This window comes from Burkholderia catarinensis (genome assembly GCF_001883705.2).
GTDB classification, from domain to species: Bacteria; Pseudomonadota; Gammaproteobacteria; order Burkholderiales; family Burkholderiaceae; genus Burkholderia; species Burkholderia catarinensis.
Window position 1 is genome coordinate 26,467 of sequence record NZ_MDEQ02000008.1, and the last position, 19,708, is coordinate 46,174.

13 protein-coding genes and 3 pseudogenes are annotated in these 19,708 nt (G+C 65.7%); 11 read left to right on the top strand and 5 right to left on the bottom strand.

Features of this window, described 5'->3' with window-relative positions; translation table 11 throughout:
• Window positions 1-159: 159 nt before the first annotated feature.
• The gene (locus BFF94_RS14545; protein ID WP_128848935.1) at window positions 160-1,530 is read left to right on the top strand and encodes an MFS transporter; all 1,371 of its coding nucleotides are present in this window, start codon (window positions 160-162) and stop codon (window positions 1,528-1,530) included.
• Window positions 1,531-1,549: 19 nt separating this feature from the next.
• Here the strand turns inward: BFF94_RS14545 and BFF94_RS14550 are convergent, their stop codons facing one another.
• Together BFF94_RS14550 and BFF94_RS14555 are read right to left on the bottom strand one after the other, a co-directional pair.
• A complete protein-coding gene (locus BFF94_RS14550) occupies window positions 1,550-4,309 on the bottom strand; it encodes a UPF0182 family membrane protein (RefSeq protein WP_128848893.1) in 2,760 nt (919 codons plus the stop codon).
• 341 nt (window positions 4,310-4,650) lie between these two features.
• Window positions 4,651-4,815 (bottom strand): annotated as a pseudogene (locus BFF94_RS14555) (UPF0182 family protein); the annotation flags it as partial.
• 173 nt (window positions 4,816-4,988) lie between these two features.
• Between BFF94_RS14555 and BFF94_RS14560 the strand changes: the two are divergent.
• On the top strand, window positions 4,989-6,248 hold the full coding sequence (locus BFF94_RS14560; RefSeq protein WP_128848887.1) for an acyl-CoA dehydrogenase family protein: 1,260 nt from the start codon (window positions 4,989-4,991) through the stop codon (window positions 6,246-6,248).
• Window positions 6,245-7,645: an LLM class flavin-dependent oxidoreductase gene (locus tag BFF94_RS14565; protein WP_128848884.1), complete on the top strand. Its 1,401-nt coding sequence runs from the start codon at window positions 6,245-6,247 to the stop codon at window positions 7,643-7,645. Before BFF94_RS14560 ends, BFF94_RS14565 begins: the two co-directional genes overlap by 4 nt.
• A 64-nt stretch (window positions 7,646-7,709) precedes the next feature.
• Here BFF94_RS14565 and BFF94_RS14570 read toward each other — a convergent pair whose 3' ends face one another.
• Window positions 7,710-9,137, bottom strand: coding sequence for an MFS transporter (locus BFF94_RS14570; protein ID WP_128848881.1), 1,428 nt, complete (start codon window positions 9,135-9,137; stop codon window positions 7,710-7,712).
• 335 nt (window positions 9,138-9,472) lie between these two features.
• Between BFF94_RS14570 and BFF94_RS14575 the strand changes: the two genes are divergently transcribed.
• The 4 genes from BFF94_RS14575 to BFF94_RS14590 all read left to right on the top strand — a co-directional run bounded on the left by BFF94_RS14575 (window position 9,473) and on the right by BFF94_RS14590 (window position 13,187).
• Window positions 9,473-10,465 (top strand): aliphatic sulfonate ABC transporter substrate-binding protein, encoded by a 993-nt coding sequence (locus BFF94_RS14575; RefSeq protein ID WP_128848878.1) that lies wholly within the window; start codon window positions 9,473-9,475, stop codon window positions 10,463-10,465.
• An 11-nt stretch (window positions 10,466-10,476) separates the two neighbouring features.
• Entirely contained in the window at window positions 10,477-11,331 is an 855-nt protein-coding gene (locus BFF94_RS14580) for an ABC transporter permease (RefSeq protein ID WP_219139491.1), read from the top strand.
• Complete coding sequence (locus BFF94_RS14585) at window positions 11,328-12,176, top strand: ABC transporter ATP-binding protein (protein WP_246637314.1); 849 nt, start codon at window positions 11,328-11,330, stop codon at window positions 12,174-12,176. The genes BFF94_RS14580 and BFF94_RS14585 overlap by 4 nt, the downstream gene beginning before the upstream one ends.
• Window positions 12,177-12,653: 477 nt before the next feature.
• Window positions 12,654-13,187: a P-loop NTPase family protein gene (locus tag BFF94_RS14590; RefSeq protein ID WP_128848873.1), complete on the top strand. Its 534-nt coding sequence runs from the start codon at window positions 12,654-12,656 to the stop codon at window positions 13,185-13,187.
• Between the two features lie 129 nt (window positions 13,188-13,316).
• Here the strand turns inward: BFF94_RS14590 and BFF94_RS14595 are convergent.
• A pseudogene (locus tag BFF94_RS14595) lies at window positions 13,317-13,673 on the bottom strand (IS66 family transposase); the annotation flags it as partial.
• Window positions 13,674-13,865: 192 nt separating this feature from the next.
• Here BFF94_RS14595 and BFF94_RS14600 point away from each other — a divergent pair.
• The 4 genes and pseudogenes from BFF94_RS14600 to BFF94_RS14615 all read left to right on the top strand — a co-directional run bounded on the left by BFF94_RS14600 (window position 13,866) and on the right by BFF94_RS14615 (window position 15,535).
• Window positions 13,866-14,072, top strand: coding sequence for a type II toxin-antitoxin system VapB family antitoxin (locus tag BFF94_RS14600; RefSeq protein ID WP_128848932.1), 207 nt, complete (start codon window positions 13,866-13,868; stop codon window positions 14,070-14,072).
• Window positions 14,069-14,455 carry a type II toxin-antitoxin system VapC family toxin gene (locus BFF94_RS14605; protein ID WP_128848870.1) on the top strand — a complete coding sequence of 129 codons (387 nt, stop codon included), beginning with the start codon at window positions 14,069-14,071 and terminating at the stop codon, window positions 14,453-14,455. Before BFF94_RS14600 ends, BFF94_RS14605 begins: the two co-directional genes overlap by 4 nt.
• A gap of 46 nt (window positions 14,456-14,501) precedes the next feature.
• Window positions 14,502-14,845 (top strand): annotated as a pseudogene (locus tag BFF94_RS14610) (transposase); the annotation flags it as partial.
• 267 nt (window positions 14,846-15,112) lie between these two features.
• A complete protein-coding gene (locus tag BFF94_RS14615) occupies window positions 15,113-15,535 on the top strand; it encodes an ACT domain-containing protein (protein WP_128848868.1) in 423 nt (140 codons plus the stop codon).
• Window positions 15,536-15,688: 153 nt separating this feature from the next.
• Here the strand turns inward: BFF94_RS14615 and BFF94_RS14620 are convergent, their stop codons facing one another.
• On the bottom strand, window positions 15,689-19,282 hold the full coding sequence (locus BFF94_RS14620) for a YadA family autotransporter adhesin (RefSeq protein ID WP_128848865.1): 3,594 nt from the start codon (window positions 19,280-19,282) through the stop codon (window positions 15,689-15,691).
• Between the last annotated feature and the right edge of the window lie 426 nt (window positions 19,283-19,708).

Here is a 19,708-nt window from a genome sequence, read left to right on the forward strand (position 1 = left end):
GTCGCTGTAATACTCATCTGAACGATGCAATGCTCAGCAGTGCAAATTTCCGACTGAAAGCCCTGAACGCCGTGCAAACCATTCGTGGCTTGCACTTGCCGGAACTTGTCGCGGGGCGTATGGTTTATTGACTGTCACCCTTTTCCGGGAGATATCAAAATGGCTGCCATGCAATCCGCGGCCACGCCCCTCTCCGACGAGGAAGCCCGGCGCCAGTTGCGCCGCGCCGTCATAGCCAGCACAGTTGGCACCACGATCGAATGGTATGACTTTTTCCTCTACAGCACGGTCACCGGCCTGGTCTTCGCAAAGCTGTATTTCCCGCAGTCCCACCCTCTAGTCGGCACGCTGCAGGCGTTCCTGATCTATGCCGTCGGGTTTGTCGCGCGGCCGGTCGGCGCAGCGATCTTCGGCCATTACGGCGACCGCATCGGACGCAAGGCCACGCTGATCGTGACCCTGTTGCTGATGGGGCTCGCCACGTTCGCCGTGGCCTTCGTTCCGACCTACGCAACGATCGGCATCTGGGGTGCCGTCATCCTCACGGTGCTGCGCTTCATCCAGGGCGTCGGCGTCGGCGGCGAATGGGGCGGCTCGGTCCTGATGTCGATGGAGTGGGCGCGCACCAATGCGCATCGCGGCTTCGTCGCGTCGTGGCCGCAGTTCGGCGTGCCGGCGGGATTGTTCCTCGCCAACCTCGCCGTGCTGGCCATGAGCTGGTTTTCCGGCAGCAGTTTCCTCGCGTGGGGCTGGCGCGTGCCGTTTTTCCTCAGCATCGTACTGGTCGCGATCGGGCTCTATATCCGCCTGAATATCCTCGAGACGCCGATCTTCGCGAAGCTGCTGGCCGAGCGCCGGATCGAGAAAACGCCGATGCTCGAAGTGCTGCGCAAGCAGCCGAGGGACATCGTGCTGTCGGCGTTTGCGCGGATGGCCGAACAGGCGCCGTTCTACATCTTTACGGCGTTCGTGTTCACTTACGGGATCACGGCGCTGGGCGTCACGCGTGAACTGCTGCTGACGGCGGTGCTGGTGGCATCCGTGGTCGAGTTCTTCACCATTCCGCTGTTCGGGCACGTGTCGGATCTGATCGGGCGGCGGCGGATGTACATGATCGGCGCGGCTACCGTCGGTGTGTTCGGATTCCTCTACTTTGCAATGGTCGACAGTCGGAATCCGGTATGGATCTTCGCAGCCATCGTGCTGTCGCTGGTCCCGCATTCGATGATGTACGGGCCGCAGGCCGCATTGATTGCCGAGTCGTTTACCGGCCGGTTGCGATACAGCGGTGCGTCGATGGGTTATCAGCTCGCTTCGGTCATTGCAGGTGGCCCGGCACCGCTGATCGCGACGGCGCTGTTTGCCTACTACCATTCTGGGTATGCGATCGCGGTGTACGTGCTGATGTGCGCGGTGCTGAGCCTGGTCGCCGCATCGAAGCTGGGGGACTACACGAACAAGGATATTTCGCGGGAATACGACGACGCGCGAGGTCTGGAGGATCACGGGCACGCGCCGCCGGTGACCTGACGGGTCGGCCGCGCCCCACTCACTTCTTGTTATCCGCGCGAACGGAGCCCAGCGCTTCGAGCAACGGCCGGACCGCATCGAGTTCCGCGCCGAAGCCGGCCCAATCCCCCGCCTTCAGCCGCTCGATCGCGCGGGTGTAATGGGCCAGCGCGTCGCGGGCGCGCGCATCCGCTGCGCCGCCGGCCGGCGCCGCCACCGGCCCCGGCCCCGTCTCCTTGAAGAGTGCTGCGAGCGCCTCGCTCAGGTTTTCCTCCATCACGACGCGATCGCCATAGGCCGCGATCACCCGCTTCAGCTCGGGCAATTGGCCCGACGCCGCGCGCAGATAAAGCGGCGACACGTAGAGAATCGAGTTCTCGATCGGCACGACCACGAGATGGCCGCGGATCACGCGCGAGCCCATCTGGTTCCACAGCGAGATCTGCTGCGAGATTTCCGTGCTCTGCTGGATGCGCGCCTCGATCTGGTACGGCCCGTAGATCAGCTTGTCCTTGGGGAACGCGTAGACGATCAGCTTGCCGTACCCGGGCGGATCGCAACGCGCGGCCAGCCACGCGATCATGTTCTCGCGCTGGCTCGGCACCATCGGTAGCATCAGCACGAAGCCGGCCTGCGCGTCGCCGGGCAGCCTCATGATCGTGTAGTACGGCGCCATCGGCGTGTTCCCGGCGTTGCTCCCGTCGATGTCGCCCAGCGCGCGAGGAAACTGCCAGAGGTCCTCGCGGTTATAGAACACTTCCGGTGCATCCATGTGATAAGCGCGGTAGAGGTTCGCCTGGATCAGGAACAGATCTTCGGGGTAGCGGATATGCTGTTGAAGATCCTGCGGCATCGCCTCGAGCGGCTTGAACATGCCGGGGAAGATGCGCGCGTAAGTCTGCACCAGCGGATCGGAGGGATCGCTGACGTAGAAGTCGACCGTGCCGTTGTACGCGTCGACCACCACCTTGATCGCGTTGCGAATGTAGTTGGCGCCGTCGCCGACACCGGGCGGCGCATACGGAAACCAGCGGCTGGTCGTATAGGCATCCTGCATCCAGAACAGGCGTCCGTTGCTTGCTACGACATAGGGGTCGTGGTCGAGCGCGAGAAACGGTGCAATCGTGCGTATCCGGTCCCGGATGTTGCGGTGAAACAGAATCCTGCTCTCGTTCGTGATGTAGTGCGTCAGCAGGATGTTGGGATCGCCGAACTGCCACGCGAAAAGGCTGCGCCGCGCCGCGCCGTCGATCGCGACACCGTCGTGCCCGCTGTAGGACGTGTAGGCGTTGCTGTCTCCCTTCGGGTAGTCGAATTCGGGCACGCTGCCCTTCACGATCACATAGCCCTGCCCGCCTTCACCGAAGTAAATGCGCGGTTCGCGAATCGCCGGTCCACCATCCGCGACAGGTGGAATGTCGCGCAGATAGAGCGACGGCAAGCCTTCCGTGGATTTCTCCGTGACCGGCGACATCACGACGCCGTTGCCGTGGGTGAACAGCAGATGCAGGTTCACCCAGGTTCGGGCATTCTCCGGCAGCATCGTCTGCTCCAGTTCGCGCGCCGACAGCATGACCTGCCGGTAGCCGGAGTCGAGCCGGTAGCGATCGATATCCACGGAGAAGAACTTGTAATAAGTCCTGATCTCCTGCAACTGTGCATAGGTATCCATCAGCGGCTGCACATCCCACAGGCGGATGTTGTCGACGGTCGCGCGATTGGCCTGCAGCGACGCGAGATTCAGGCCCTGCCCGGCCGCAAACGGTTTGACCTCGATCTGCGCGAGACCGTAAGCCTGTCTCGTCAACGCGATGTTGTGCCGGATATAGGGCGTCTCGAGCTGCAGTTCGCTCGGCTTGACGTAGAAGCGCTGGAACAGCGCGGGGTAGATGATGCCGAGCGCAAACGAAGTGCCGAACACAAGCAGCACCGTAGCGGCCGGCAGCCGATAGCCGGGCCGGCGCATGTTGACCAGCATCGCAGCGGCCGACACCGTGGCGAGGCCGACGAGCAGCCACAGCACCGGCAGCATCACGTGGACATCCGTGTAGCCGGCGCCAACCACGACACCGTTGTTGTCGTAGAGCAGCAGAAAGCGTTCGAGCCACCAGGACCAGGCTTTCAGCAGGAAGAACAGTGCCAGTAACGCCGAACCGTGAACGGCAGCAGCCGACGAAAGCCCCTTCGGCGCGCGAAGCATGATGTCGCCGCGCAGCCAGTAGACGCTGACTGCGACGATCGCGCAGCAGACGAGTACTTGCAGCAGCAAGTTCTTCAGCACGATCCAGACGGGTAGCGCGAACAGATAGAAACCGATGTCCTTGCCGAAGATCGGATCGTGCGCGCCGAACGGCACCTGATGTAGAAAGCGAAGCGCAACATCCCAGCTCGACATCGCACCGGCGGCGATCGCAAGCCCAAGGAGGGCGGCACCAGCGGCGATGATCGCGCGCCAGGGAATGCGCGACGCGACCTCCCCCGCAAGCGCCCGAAGGACATCCTCCGCGCGCGTCGACGAAGTGTCCTCTACCTGCCAGACATCGACGGGCCTTGCATAACGATGCGCGAGCAACCCCGACGCGCCGATCGCGGCCGCCGACACGGCGAACACCGCGCCGAACAGCAGCACCCTCGTGGACAGGATCGTCCAGAAGACGCCGGCATAGCCGATCGACGAGAACCATAGCCAGTCGACCAGGATACCGGTGACGCGCCCGATGACGATCAGGCAGGCGATGACGACCGCAGCCGCGATCCCATAGCGCCTCAGGCGCGAGACGGACGTTGCTTGCGAGCGCATCGAGGCTCCTTTGCCTGGCCATCATGCGTGGCCGGCTGCGGCCGGATCAGCGTGACCCGCTGAGCCGTCAGTCAGGATCGCGGCCGGCCGCATGTCAGAATGCTACGCCCGTTTCCGGCACGTCGCCACCCAACGGCATACGCGACGTCACTTGGGACGACCGGTCGTCAGGACAACGCGCTCGCTCGGAAAACCGCGGCGACTGCCCGGTGGCGGGCAGTCGAACTCGCGCCCGTTCAATTGCGCGCCACGCGCTTCTTGTTACCCGTGCGAACGGCGCCCGGCGCTTCGAGCAATGGCCGGAGCGCATTGCGTTCCGCGCCGAAGCCGGGCGGATTTCAACGCACGGCCAGCCAGGCGATCATGTTCTCGCGCCGGCTGGGCTCCATCGGCAGCATGAGCACGAAGCCGGTCTGCGCGTCGCTCCCGTCGATATCGCCCAGCGCGCGAGGAAACTGCCAGAGGTCCCCGCGGTTATAAAACACTTCTGGTGCATCCATGCGATAAGCCACGACATACGGGGTCTGGTCGAGCGCGAGAAACGGCGCAATCGCTCGTATCCGGTCGCGGTAATACGCATCGACGATAACGATCTGAGAATCCGTTATTGGAACGCCCGCGTCGCGCTTCCTATACTGACCTCCCGGTGCAAACGGCCCCGCCCTTCGAGGACAATCGCATGACTTCGTCGCACGCAGACCCCGACCTTTCCATCGGCACCGACTACGACGCGCTCGCGAGCCGGTTCCGGCCGATATTCGATCGCATCGCCGCCGGCACCACCGAGCGCGAACGCCGCCGCGAACTGCCGCACGAGGCAATCGGCTGGCTGAAGGCGGCGGGCTTCGGCGCGGTGCGGCTGCCGGCAAGCGCCGGCGGCGCCGGTGCATCGCTGCCGCAGTTGTTCCGGCTGCTGATCGAACTCGCCGCCGCCGATTCCAATTTGCCGCAAGCGTTACGCGGGCATTTCGCGTTCGTCGAGGACTGGCTGAATGTGCCGCCCGGGCCGCAACGCACGACATGGTTCGACCGTTTCGCGAGTGGCCAGCTCGTCGGCAATGCATGGTCGGAGGCCGGCGACGTGCCGCTTGGCCAGACCATCACGAAGGTTTCGGAGCAGAACGGCCGGCTCGTGCTGAACGGCCGGAAGTTCTACAGTACGGGCAGCCTGTTCGCCGACTGGATCGACGTGTTCGCGCAGCGCGCGCATGACGGCAGCGACGTGATCGTTGCCGTCGCGACCGCGCAGCCCGGCGTGATCCGCGAAGACGACTGGGACGGCTTCGGCCAGACGACGACCGGCAGCGGCACGACGCGTTTCGAGGATGCGGCGGTCGACGCCGGCAACGTGATCGATTTCGCGCGCCGCTTCAAGTACCAGACCGCGTTCTACCAGCTGTTCCACGTCGCGACGCTGGCCGGCATCGGTCATGCGATCGTGCGCGACGCGGGCGAACTCGTGCGCAGCCGCACGCGCGTGTACAGCCACGGCAATGCGACGCGCGCGGGCGACGACGCGCAACTGCAGCAGGTGATCGGCGAAATCGCGTCATGGGCGTATGCGGCCGACGCACTCGCGCTGCGCGCCGCGCAGCCGCTTCAGCAGGCCTATGAAGCACGCTTCGGCGGCGACGAAGCGGCCGAGCTGGCTGCGAACGTCGCGGCCGAAATCGAATCCGCGCAGAGCCAGCTCGTCGTGTCCGAGCTCGTGCTGCGCGCGGCGACGCGCCTGTTCGACGCGCTCGGCGCATCCGCGACCCGCAGCACGACCGCGCTCGACCGCCACTGGCGCAACGCGCGCACGGTGTCGTCGCACAATCCGCTCGTCTACAAGGCGCGCATCGTCGGCGACTGGATCATCAACGGCCGCACGCCGCCGTTCGTCTGGCGCGTCGGCAACGGTGCGGGCGCCGGCGCGGATACGGGAGCCGCGCAATGAGCAGGATCATCCGCTTCAACGCATTCGAGATGAACTGCGTCGGCCACCAGTCGCCCGGCCTGTGGGCGCATCCGCGCGACCGCTCGTGGCAGTACAAGGATCTCGACTACTGGACCGACCTCGCCCGCGTGCTCGAACGCGGGATCTTCGATGCGATCTTCATCGCGGACGTGATCGGCTATTACGACGTCTACCAGGGCAGCAACTACCACGCGCTGCACCAGGCCGCGCAGATCCCGGTCAACGATCCGCTGCAGCTCGCCGCACCGATCGCGATGGCGACCGAGCATCTCGGCATCGGCATCACCGCATCGACGACGTTCGAGCACCCGTACACGTTCGCACGCCGGCTGTCGACCGCCGACCATCACACGAAGGGCCGGCTCGCGTGGAACATCGTCACGTCGTACCTGGAGAGCGGCGCGAAGAATGTCGGCGATCGCGGCTTGCGCACGCACGACGACCGCTATGCGGTCGCGGCCGAATACGTCGAGGTGCTGTACAAGCTGTTCGAGGGCAGCTGGGAGGACGGTGCGGTGGTGCGCGATCGCGCGGGCCGCGTGTTCACGCACCCCGAGAAAGTGCATGAGATCGGCCACAAGGGCCGCTTCTTCGACGTGCCCGGCTATCACCTGTGCGAGCCGTCGCCGCAGCGCACGCCGGTGCTGTTCCAGGCCGGCGCGTCCGGCCCCGGCAAGGCATTCGCCGCGCAGCATGCCGAATGCGTGTTCGTCGCCGCGCCGACCCGCGACCAGCTCGCGCGCTACGTGGCCGATGTGCGTGCCCAGGCCGCCGCCGCGGGGCGCGATCCGGCCCGGGTGCTGATCTACAACCTTGTCACGGTGATCGTCGACGAAACCGACGAGAAGGCGCAGGCCAAGTTCGACGAGTACCGCCGCTATGTGTCGTACGACGGCTCGCTGGTGTTCATGTCGGGCTGGACCGGCATCGACTTCGGCCAGTATGCGCCGGCCGATCCCGTCAGGCGCGTCGAAACGAATGCGATCGTGTCGGCGGTCGAGCACCTGTCGGGCGGCGACACTGCGTGGACGATCGAGGCACTGGCGGCATGGGGCGGCATCGGCGGCATGGGGCCCGTTTTCGTCGGCTCGGCGCAAACCGTCGCGGACATCCTGCAGGAATGGGTCGACGCGACCGACGTCGACGGCTTCAATCTCGCGTATGTGGTCGCGCATGAAACCTTCGAAGACGTCGTGCGCCATCTCGTTCCGGAGCTGCAACGGCGCGGCGTGTATCCGACCGCGTATGCGCCGGGCACGCTGCGCGAAAAGCTGTTCGGCGGCTCGGCGCTGCTGCCGGACGAGCATCCGGCCGCGCAGTTTCGCGATATCGAGCAGGTCAAGCGCGATGCCGAACGCGTCGCGGTCGGTGCGTAACGGCAATGCCGAGGCCGGGCGAAGCCGTACGCGTTTGCCGGAGGACGAACGCCCCCGGCAGCATTCACGCGGCGCCCTCGTCGTCGATGTCGCGCGCCGTCGGCTCGTAACGCACGATCAACAGAAACACGATCGGCGTGACCGCACTGATCGCGACGACCCAGAACATGTCGGTACCGAGACGGGCCTGCAGGATCGGCAACACGAACAGCGCAAGTGCCTGGCCGATGCCGCACAGCGAACGTCCGAAGCCGACACCGGTGCCGCGGATCGCGGCCGGATAGGACAGCGTCGGATAGATCATCATCTGCGCACCCAGCCCGAAACCTTCGGCGAACAGCCACATGCCGAGCATCAGCAGCACGATGCCGACCGCGAGTGCACCGTGCGGATGCCCGGCCAGCGCGAGCGCGGCCAGTGCGACGAACTGCAGCGCGAAACCCGCGATCGCGACATGGCGTGACGGATATCGATACGCCAGGCGCATGCCCAGCAACCCGCCGGTAAACGCGAACAGAACGTTCAACGCGAGCGACGCGGCGATCGTCTCGAACACGCCCGCGCCGAGAAACTGCGACAGGATCGACGGCAGGAAGAACGCAATCGCCGTGTATTCGAACGGGATGCACAGGTTCATCACACTGGCGACGATCGTACGGCCGAGATACGGACGCTGGAACAGCACGCGAATCCGCACGGGCGGCCGGCTCGGTTCGCGTCGCGCATCTTCCGCTTCGTGTGCATGAATGCCGTACGACTCGCGAAGGATGCGTGCGGCATTGGCCAGATCCCCCTGGTTCGCGGCCCACAGCGGCGATTCGTTCATGAACCGGTTGCGAAACAGGATGATGACGAGCGCGGGCACCGCGCCGAAGATCAGCGACGCGCGCCAGAGCCATCCCGCATGCTCGGCCGGCAGCAGAAAATACAGGCCGAAGATCAGCAGAAAGCAGACCGACGACGCGACGTACCACATCGGGCACCACGCCGCGAGCCGCGACGCCTTGTTGCCGCGCCCGCTGAACTTCGAAAATTCCGCGAGAAACGCCATCGCGACGGGCAGGTCGATGCCGACGCCGAGCCCCATCACGAAGCGTGCGCCGATCAGCACCCAGACGTTCGGCGCCAGCCCGGCCGCAATCGCCGCGACCACGAAGAACAGCATGTCGGCCATGAACACCTGATAGCGGCCGATCCGGTCAGTCAGCCATCCGCCGATCAGGCTGCCGAAGATCGTGCCGATCATGATCGCCGAACCGACCAGCCCGGTCAGCGCAGGCGTCAGGCCGAACTCGCGCGTCACGTCGTCGATGCCGTAAGACAGCGTCGTCAGGTCGTACGCATCGAGAAACACGCCGCCGAGCGCCAGCAGCACGATCATCCGTGCGTGGCTGACCGAACTGTCCACCGTATTGATCAGGCGCGCGACGTCGCTGGCCGAGCGGATGGGAGAAGAAACCGGCGTGACCGTGTTCAGATCGATCGAACTCATCGCATTCCTTAATTTCATGCCGGATGACCGGCGAGGTTCGCATGCCGCCGGGAACCAGGCGGGTGCATTCGCAACCGTCTGGACATCGAGCGAATGCGGCCCTGCTGTCGTCGAGTGCCGGCAGCGGGAATTCTGTTCCCCCGATCCGGTTATACCAAGCGATATAAACCGATAAATTAATCGGCCTGTGTCATAAAGTTGCGCGACAGGCTCGCTTAGCAGCAGCGCGCATGTTCAATCGCGGATTTCTTCGTTACCGGATCGCCGGTGCTTCGCTACATTAGACGGTCACCTGCCTGTTCGCGGCGCGTTGCCGCTCTTCCGGAGAATCCCCGATGAAGCCGTTCTGGTCCCGCGCGTGGCAATCCGCGGCCCTCGTCATGGCCGCGCTTGCCGGCCTCGCATCGATGCATGCACACGCGGCGACGCCCGCGGAAATCCGCGTCGATTATGCGTACTACTCGCCCGAGAGTCTCGTGATTCGCCACTTCGGCTGGCTCGATGACGAATTCAAGGCCGACCGTACGTCGATTCGCTGGGTGCTGAGCCTCGGCAGCAATCGCGCGCTCGAATACCTGAACAGCGGCGCGGTCGATTTCGGCTCCGCCGCGGGGCTTGCGTCGGTGCTCGGGCGCGCGAACGGCAACCCGATCCACGCGGTCTACGTCTTCTCCCGCCCCGAGTGGACGGCGCTCGTGGTACGCAAGGATTCGCCGATCCGTTCGCTCGCCGACCTGAAGGGCAAGAAAATCGCCGCGACGCGCGGTACCGATCCGTTCCTGTTCACGCTGCGAGCGCTACACACGGTCGGCCTGACACGCGACGACGTCGAGATCGTCAACCTGCAGCATCCGGACGGCCGCACCGCCCTCGCGAACGGTCAGGTCGATGCATGGGCCGGACTCGATCCGCATATGGCTGCCGCACAGCTCGACGACGGTGCGCGCCTCCTGTATCGCAACGTCGCATTCAATACGTATGGGTTCCTGAACGTGCGCGATGCCTTCGCCAGCCAGTATCCGCAGGCGGTTGCGCGCGTGCTGAAAGTTTATGACCGCGCGCGCCAGTGGATCGTTGCGCATCCGGCCGATACCGCACAGATCGTCGCCGACGAATCGAAGGTGTCGATGCCGGTCGCGAAGCTGCAGCTCCAGCGTAACGATTTCAGCGACCCGGTGCCCGGCGATACCCAGCGTGCCGCGCTGAAGGCAGCGGCACCGGTGCTGACGGCCGAGCAACTGACCCGGCCCGGCGTCGATCCTGCAAAGATCGTCGATACGCTGATCGATCCGTCGTTCGCGCGCCCGATCGTGGCCGCCTCGCACTGAGATTGCCACCGATGACGGACACCGCTGCCCGCGGCGACACGCTCGCGTCCCGCCAAGCCGCATCGCCCCGCGCGGGCCGGCGTGACCCGCTTCGTGCGTGGCGTATCGCGGGCCTCGCGCTGCCGTTCGCCATGCTCGTGCTGCTGGAGTGCGTCGTGCGGCGCGGCTGGCTGCCGGATCACCTCGTTCCGGCGCCGAGCGAGATTCTCGATACGCTCGCGCGCATGGGCGTCACGCGGGTCGCACGCCATGTCGGCGCGAGCACGCTGCGGGTCGCGGCGGGTTTTGCGGCGGGCGCCGGACTCGCGCTCGTCGTCGGCGCGGCGATGGGCCTGAGCCGGCGGATCGACGCGCTGTTCGAGCCGACGTTCCAGGCGCTGCGCGCGATTCCGTCGCTCGCATGGGTGCCGGTGTTGTTGCTGTGGCTCGGTATCGATGAAGCGCCGAAGATCACGCTGATCGCCATCGGCGCATTCTTCCCGGTTCACCTCGCGGTGGTCGCCGGCATTCGCGACGTCGATCGCAAGCTCGTCGAGCTCGGCGCGGTGTACCGGCTCGGCCCGCTCGCGCTGTTCCGCCGGATCCTGCTGCCGGCCGCGTTGCCGCAGATCGTCACCGGTTTGCGTACGGGCCTCAGTCTCGCGTGGATGTTCATGGTCGCCGCGGAGCTGATCGCGGCCACGCGCGGCCTCGGCTTCCTGTTGAGCGACGGCCGGGAAACCGGGCGCCCCGACCTCGTGTTCGGCGCGATCCTGCTGCTCGCGTTGCTCGGCAAGCTGACCGACGGTGCGATGCGCCGCATCGAGTTGCGCTGGCTCGGCTGGCGCGATGCGTTCGACGGCGTGCCGCCGGCGGCATCGAAATGAGCGCATACCGTTCCGGCCACCCGGCACCCGGCAGCGATACGCCGCTGCTCGACCTGCGAATCGCCCGCAAGCTTTACGGAGATCGCACGATCCTCGCCGATATCGCGTTGCAGGTCGCGCGCGGCGAAATCGTCTGCGTGGTCGGTCCGAGCGGTTGCGGGAAGAGCACGCTGTTGCGGATCGTCGCCGGTCTCGACACGGACTTCCGCGGCAGCGTCACGCTGGACGGCAGCGCGCTCGCCGGGCCGTCTGCGCGCATCGGCGTGATCTTTCAGGAGCCGCGGCTGCTGCCGTGGCTCTCGATCGCGGACAACGTCGGCTTCGCGTCCGGCCCGGGAGGCGGCCGTGCGCCGAGCGTCGGGCGGTTGCTCGACGAAGTCGGCCTGGCCGGCGTCGCGCGGCAACTGCCGGCCACGTTGTCGGGCGGGATGGCCCAACGCGCCGCGATCGCGCGCGGGCTGTTCGGCGAGCCGGATCTGCTGCTGCTCGACGAGCCGTTCAGCGCGGTCGACGCGATCACCCGAATGCGATTGCAGACGCTGCTGCTCTATGTCGTCCACCGGCACCGGATGGCCGCGATCGTCGTCACGCACGATCTCGACGAGGCACTGTATCTCGGCGATCGCGTGCTGATGCTCGCGCCGAACCCGGGCCGCGTCGACGACGAAATCCATGTCGCCGTCGCGCGGCCGCGCGATCGGCGCGACCCGTCGCTGGCCGCGCAGCGCGCACGGTTGCTGGATGCGTTCCAGCGGTTTCACGATCGTGCGGATGGCGCGCAACACCCGCCGCACGACCGTCAAACATCCGGCGCCGGCATGTCGGACTCGTATCCGCGCCCGTAAGAAGCGGCCGGTTCAGGTTCCCCGCGCTGCGCCATCGCATCGAAGCACGGTAGTCAGCCACGCATTCGTGACGGGCGAAGCAGCCGGCATCCCGACCGGTCCCGCATCGAAACGCCTACGGCCCAGGCCGAACAGCGACCGCCAACCATACAGCGGCAGCCAGTTCATCGCGGGCAATGCCACCAGTTCCATGACGTCCCCAGTTCCGCGCTCAGCGTCTGACTGGCTTTATAGACCCCGATGCCACCGACCTGCCGGTAATTAGCGATGACAACGTTGTAGAAGACATCCCACTCCACACCGCTGACGCCGGAATTTCGATTCCGAATCCTCTCGCGGCGTCGTGCCGCCGTCCGTTGATACGTTCGATGAACCGGGCCGGCCAGGTTCCGCAGCCCCCGTTTTGCGTGCGCGGATCAACCGCTTCGATGCATCCGGCACAATACCCGGCTTCGCCATTCGATCGCTGTCAAACCCATGCGCTTCGTCGTCGTCGGAACCAGTGGATCGGGAAAATCCACCTTCGCCAGCGCGCTGGCGGCTGCCGCCGGCTGCCCGTACATCGAGCTGGATCGACTCTACTGGGGGCCCGGCTGGACCGCCGTGCCGCCCGGGCAGTTCGAGCGTGCCGTGCTGGCGGCGACAGCCGGCGACCGATGGGTCGTCGACGGGAACTACAGCGCGGTGCGCGACGTGCTGTGGTCGAGCGCCACGCACGTCGTCTGGCTCAACTTCGGGCGATGGACGGTGTTCTCCCGGGTGCTCTGGCGCACGATCAGCCGCGCTCTCATGCGCACCGAGCTTTCTCACGGCAACCGGGAGTCGCTGCGGATGGCATTCTGCTCGCGAGACTCGGTACTGCTGTGGTCGTACACCACATTCGCCCGAAACCGCGTCAAGTTCGCCAGCCTGCGCGACGACCCGAAATACGCGCATCTGCAATGGACGGAGATCACCGAGCCATCGCGCGCCCGTACGTTCATCGACAGGCTTGCCCGCACCGGCAGTTGAGCGCGGCGCGCGCCGTCCCCGCGTCAGTCGTCGAATGTGTGTCGAGTGGATGCGCGTCGTCGTTGACGGATGCCGCGCGTTCGCCGCCTGCAAGCCGGATCGGGAGCCGCGACGCATCTCCGCCGTTGGCAACGCCCCGGTCATGCAACTGTTGCAGGCATGCGTGGCCAGCGTCGCTCCGAACCAGCGCTTTATGTCGTCGAGCATCGGCACCGCTCGCGCCTGGCGCAGACTGCGTCGTTCGTCGGGTGGCTTGCCTCGGATCTGCTCTTCGAGCTCGTAGAGCATGCCGATCCGACGCAACGCCTCTTCCGTGACGGCGTTGGGACGCACCGCATGCAGGTCGTGGATTTTCCGACGCGCGTGCGCCATACAGGCGGCTTCCTGGATGGTGCCATTGCGATACAGCTCAGCGTAGCCAGCGAACGCGTCGGCGTGTAGTACGCCGACGAAGTCGGCGAGATGTCGCTGGGGATGCTCTCGTCTGCACTTCCGAGCATGCGGAAGTGCTGTTCCCCGCCGAGCAGGCCAGCGATGTCGATCTCGATCTCGATCAGCTGGTGGACGTCGCACGCCAACACGCACGACAATTCGTCGGGTCAAGTGCCGCCCATCGACCGCTGGACTCTCTACGCATTGATGCTAAAATTGATGCTCGATAGCATCAAAGGAGCCATCATGCGTACCACTGTCACCGTTGACGACACCCTCTACGCGCGCGCGCTCGAACTCGCCGAGCCGGGCATGTCTCCCGCCGACCTGTTCCGAGCCGCCTTGGAAACGTTCGTGCGTGTCCAGGCCGGCCAACGCCTGGCCGCGCTGGGCGGTCGCGCACCCGACATGTCGGACGTGCCGCGTCGCGCGACGGAGGCGGCCGCCCGATGAGCGTCCTGGTCGATACGTCCGTGTGGGTCGAGCATTTCCGGCGGCCGCTACCAGCGCTGATCCAGTTGCTGCGCGTCGACGATGTCCTGACGCATCCATTGGTGATGCTCGAGCTCACGTGCGGAACGCCGCCCGAGCCGCGGGCACGTACCCTGGGAGACCTCGCGATGTTGCGTCAAACCCGGCTCGCGACATCGGCCGAGGTCGCGGACTGGATCGAGCGGGAACGGCTGTATGGGCGCGGATGCGGTGCCGTCGATTGCACCCTGCTGGCGTCGGTGCTGTTGACCCCGACCACCAGGCTCTGGACGCGCGATCGGCGGCTCGAGCAACTGGCGGAACAATTTGGGGTTCACTACGTACCGACGTCTCCCCCGATTTGAGTAGCGCGGCGATTTAGAGTCCAATCACGTCGTCAGGAGATTGGACATGAAGAAGCAGTTCACCGAAGAACAGATCATCGGCTTCCTGCGGGAAGCGGAGAGCGGGATTCCGATCAATGAACTATGCCGCCAGCACGGCTTCTCGGAGGCCAGTTACTACCTGTGGCGCAGCAAGTTCGGCGGCATGAGCGTGCCTGACGCCAAGCGCCTGAAGGAACTGGCAGCCGAGAACGCCCGGCTGAAGAAGCGACTGGCCGAATCGCTGTTGGAGAACGAGGTCACGCGCGAAGCCTTGCGAAAAAAGTAGTGAGCGCACCGTCACGCCGAGAGTTGGTGCGCCAAATGACCCAGCATGGCTTGAGCGAACGCCGAGCCTTGCGAGTAATCGGCAAAGTCGAGCACGACCGGTATCCCGCCGAAATCGTCCGGCGCCCCCTTCATACCGTTGTACGTTCGGCCGCTATAGGTTCCAGGGCAGCGTCCACGAACGAGGCTCCCGCACCGGCCTCGCCCTATTCGGGAGTCAGCGCGAACAAGCAGATCGGCCACGGCACGACGTCCCGGAATTCCTCCGGGTTGTCCGGGTGGGCAGGCTTGTTTGCAGGCCGCGCGTGACATAGATTTCTCTTTGAGACGCATCCGGTCGTAGGGGGCACCATGGAACTGATCGCCGATCGTATCGAGGTCTGGGCTGCGACTATCGAGGACAAGCCGGGCGGGCTTGCGCGAGTGTTGCGCGTATTGCGGGATGCAGGTGCCGACCTGCAGTTCATCGTTGCGCGGCGCACGCCCGAGAAGACAGGGGCGGGAGTGGTGTTCGTCGCCCCACTGCAGGGGGATAACGAGATTCGTGCCGCCGCGCAGGTGGGTTTTACGCCAACGTCCAGCCTTCATTCCATTCGTGTGATGGGACTGGACCAGCAGGGGATCATCGCGGACTTGACCCAGAAACTTGCAGATGGGGGCATCAATCTACGCGGAGTATCGGCCGCGGTACTCGGCACGCAATTCATAGCCTATCTCGCGGTCGATACACTGAACGACGCCAATCAGGCGATCGATATTCTGCAGAGGGCATGATGGACAGTACGGCACCGCAAACCTAACGGTACCTGCTTGCCGTGAGTGACTGGGAGGGGCAAATCCACGGGCAGACGCAACTAGCCGCAAGGGAAACAGCCCGTAACCACACGGGGAGACGGGCTGTTAGTTCCATCATTACAAACATGCCTGCTAGAACTGATACCCCGCGCCCACCACCGCGCCGAAGTCCGACCGGGCGTTGCCCGTCACCGATGCCTTGACGACCCACCGGTTGCTCTCCGTCACGTACGAGTACCCGGCGGCAAAACCCTGCTGGCCGTGATAGTTCGAGGTCGCCGCCGACACCATCGAGCGGCCCGCGCCCGTCGGTTGCGGCAGGCCGGCCACCGCCATCGCCGATGCCACGCCGCCGTACATGTCCTTCTTCAGGTCGTTGACCGCGTTGTACACCTGCCCGATACGCTGGTCGGTGTAACCCTTCGCCTGCGTCGAAGCGGCCGTGAGGTTGTCGTTCAGCTGCTGCACGTTCACCGCGTCGGTCGGCGCCGTCCCGGCCGCGACGTTCGTGATCTGGCGCTCGCTGCCCTTCGCGCCGACCGAGAACGAATTGTCGCGATCGGCGACGGAGCCCTGGCCGACCGCCACCGCGTTCTTGCCGGTTGCGGTCGCCGTCGACCCGATCGAACCCGCATCGGCGCGCGCGATCCACGTCGTATTCGCATCGGTCGCCGCCGCGCGGATCTTGTCGTTGGCCGCCACGTTCTTCAACGCGTTGTTGAACTGGCCGACGTTGACCGCATCGTTGTCGTTCACCCCCGCCGCCACGCCGGTCAGCGCGCGGTCGCCCGCCGTGCCGGAGAAGTTCACGCTGGTACCGCCCGTGTCCTTCGCGACCGTGATCGCGCCGTTCGGATCCTGCTGCTGCACGAGGCCGGCCTTGCCGTTCGCGATGTTGTTCACGTTCCCCTGCAGGTTCGAAATGTCGGTCGTGTTCTTCGACACCTGCTGGTTGGTCGCGTAGAGCTGCGAGCCGTTCACCGCGTCCGTGCTGGTGGCGCTGAGCGTGCCTGCCTTCACGTTCGAGATGCGCGTGCCGCCGGCACCGCCGAGCGTGATCGAGCTCTTCGAGCTGTCGTCGTACTGCACCGCGAGCGCGCCGAGCTGGTTGAGACTCGACTGCACGCCCTTCAGTTGCTTCACGTTCACCGCGTCCGTATCGTCGGTGCCCGCCGCGACGTTCTTGAGCACGACCGCCGAGGTTGCATCGCCGCCGACGAGCGACACCGAATTCAGCCGGTTGCCGTTCGTGTCGACGTCGTACTTGACGACGTTCTTCACCGCTTCGCCGGCCTGGTTCGACACCTGCGTGATCTGCTGTTCGAGCGCGGTTTTCACGCCCGACAGCTGGCCGCCGTTCACCGCGTCCGTGCTGCCCGCGGCGACGTTGCCGTCAGCCACGTTCGTCAGCTTCGTCGGCGCACCGCCGCGCGCCGCGCTGTACGCGCCGAGCTTCGGGTCGAACTGCAGCGCGTCCTGCTGCAGCCCGGCGATCGCGGCCGTGTTGCCGGCGATATTCGTTTCGGCATTGCCGATGCGCGTTTCGTGATTCTCGAGCGTCGTCGTATTGCTGCCGACGCGGCCGTCGAGATTCGTGAGCGCGTCGCCGACATTGTTGAACGAGCCGCCGCCGACCTTGTAGTTCGGTGCGCTGATCGAGCCGTCCGGATTCGCCGTCGCGCCGCCGCCGAGCGCGGCCGCGGTGCTGTCGATCGCGCCGCGCAGTTGCGCGCCGTTCACCGCGTCCGTGCTGCCTGCCGCGACGTTGCCTGCCGCGACATTGGTCACGCGCACCGGGCTCCCGCCGTTGCCCGCGCCGAGCGACACCTGCTGCTTGCTTGCATCGTCGTACTTCACGGCGAGCGCGTCGAGCTGGCTCGTGCCGTCGTGAATCGCCGCGCTCAACTGGTCGACGTTGACCGCGTCCGTACCGTTCTTGCCGGCCGCGACGTTGCCGATGCGTTGCGGTCCGTGGCCGCCGTGGCTCGCATCGTAGACGCCGAGGCCCGGGTTCCACTGCAGCGCATCCTGCTGGAGCGCGGCGATGTTGCCCGTATTCGTCGTCACCTGGTTGCCGACGTTCGTGATCGACTGGTTGAGCGTGTCGGTCGCCTTGCCGAGCTGGCCCACGTTCACGGCGTCGCTCGCGGCAACGCCGTCCGCGACGTTGTGCAGGCCGACCGGCGCCGACGCACCCGTGCCGCCGAGCGTGACACCGCTGTGCGCGTCGTCGTCGTACTGCACGGCGTTCTTCGTCGCGCTGCTGATCTGGCTGGTGATCGACGTGCTGAGGTTGCCCAGCGTCGTACTGAGGTTGTTCGTCACGCTCGTGCTGAGCGACGCCAGGCCGCCGTTCAGTTGCCCGACGTTCACCGCGTCGGTATTGGCGACGCCGGCCGCGACATTGTGCAGCGTCGTGCCGTTCGTGCCGGCGAACGTCACCGAGTCGAAGCCGCTCGCGCCGTCGTACTTCACGTTGCGCGTATCGGCCGCCTGCAGGTTGCCGATGTTCGACGCCGCCGTGCTCAGCGATGCGTTGATGCCGGTGACGCTGCCCTGCAGGTTCGTGATGTTCGAGGCCGCCGTCGAAACGGACGTTTGCAGCGGCGCGATGCTGCCCTTCAACTGGCCGACGTTGACCGCGTCGGTATCGGCGACGCCGGCCGCGAGGCCGCCGATGGTCGTGCCGTTGCTGCCGTCGAGCGCGATCGCCGCATGCGAATTGTCCGTGTATTTCACGACGTTCTGGGTCGCCGCGACGATGCTCGTGCTGAGGCTGTTGCCCACGCTGGTCACGCGCTGGTCGACGTTCGAGATCGTGGTCGACAGCGAATTGCCGACCGACGTCACGCGCGCGTCGACGTTGCCGATGCTCGTGCTGAGCGTGCTGTTCACGTTCTTCAACTGCTGGACGTTGACGGCGTCCGTATCGGCCGCGCCTGCAGCGACGTTCTTGAGCTGGCGTTCGCTGCCGAGCGCGCCGAACGACACCGCGCCGCCGACCGGCGCGGCCGTGCCGCCGAATACCGGCGTGCCGCCGTTGTTCGCGCCGACGCTGCCCGACCCGATCGCCACCTGGTTGCTGTCGTTCGTCTGTGCGCCCGCACCGATCGCCACCGATTGCGTGCCGCCGGCGCGCGTCTGCGTCGCCGCGTCGTACGCGGCGCCGTTCGATACGCCGTCGCTCGACGTCGGGTTCGCGCCGCCGATCGCAACCGAGCGATCGCCGCTCGCCAGCGCCGAGTGGCCGAGCGCGATCGAGCTGGTGCCGTGCGCATCCGCGACGTTGCCGAGCGCCATCGAGTAGTCGCCGATCGCGGCCGACTGCCGGCCGACGGCGAGCGACGTATTGCCTTGCGCGACGGCCACCGTGCCGATCGCCGTGGCCGAGTTCGCCAGCGCCTGCGAGCCGACGCCGATCGCAATCGCGCCGCCGCTGCCGGCGCTGCCCTTGCTGCCTGCATTCGACTGGTCGCCGATCGCGATGCCGCTGGAGCCCGCCTTCGCATTCGTGCCCTGCGTCACGTTCGTGGTGCTCACCGCGACGAAGGTCCCGTTCTTCGTTGCAACGCACAGCGGGTTCGTCCCGTCGATGCACTGGCCGTTCAGCGCGTTGTCCGGGTTGCCGCGATCGACGAAATTGTCCGCGTGTGCGGCTCCGGCGATCAGCACGCCTGCGCCGGTGAACATGGCGGCGGCGAGCGCCGAAATCTGCTTCCTCTTCATGGTCTTCTGCTCCGTTTGTGTAGCGTTTGGTTTGAATACGGACTACTTACTTTTATCGAAGGATTCGACTGCGATTACGACTGCGATTGCGACTTCAGTGCGGAACCGGATTCCGGTGCCCGGCCTGACCGTGTCGAAGGCGACACGCATCGACCGCCCGTATCGACAGGGCGTTCGAAGGCCCGGGCACGCCGTTCGTGTTCCGGCCCGTTCCGTTAATCCGGCAATTACATTAGGAATACATATCGCTGTTTATGGACGAGTTTGCCCCCGAACTGAATCCCGAGATTCAACCCGCCGTTATAAACATCTTGAATCTGGCGCCGCGCCGACCGCGGCCAACCCCGTTTCTTTTATTTCATCTCCGGCAACCGGATTTCCGCTTTCGCGCAACGAACCTGCGTTCGGAGACACACATCAATTGAT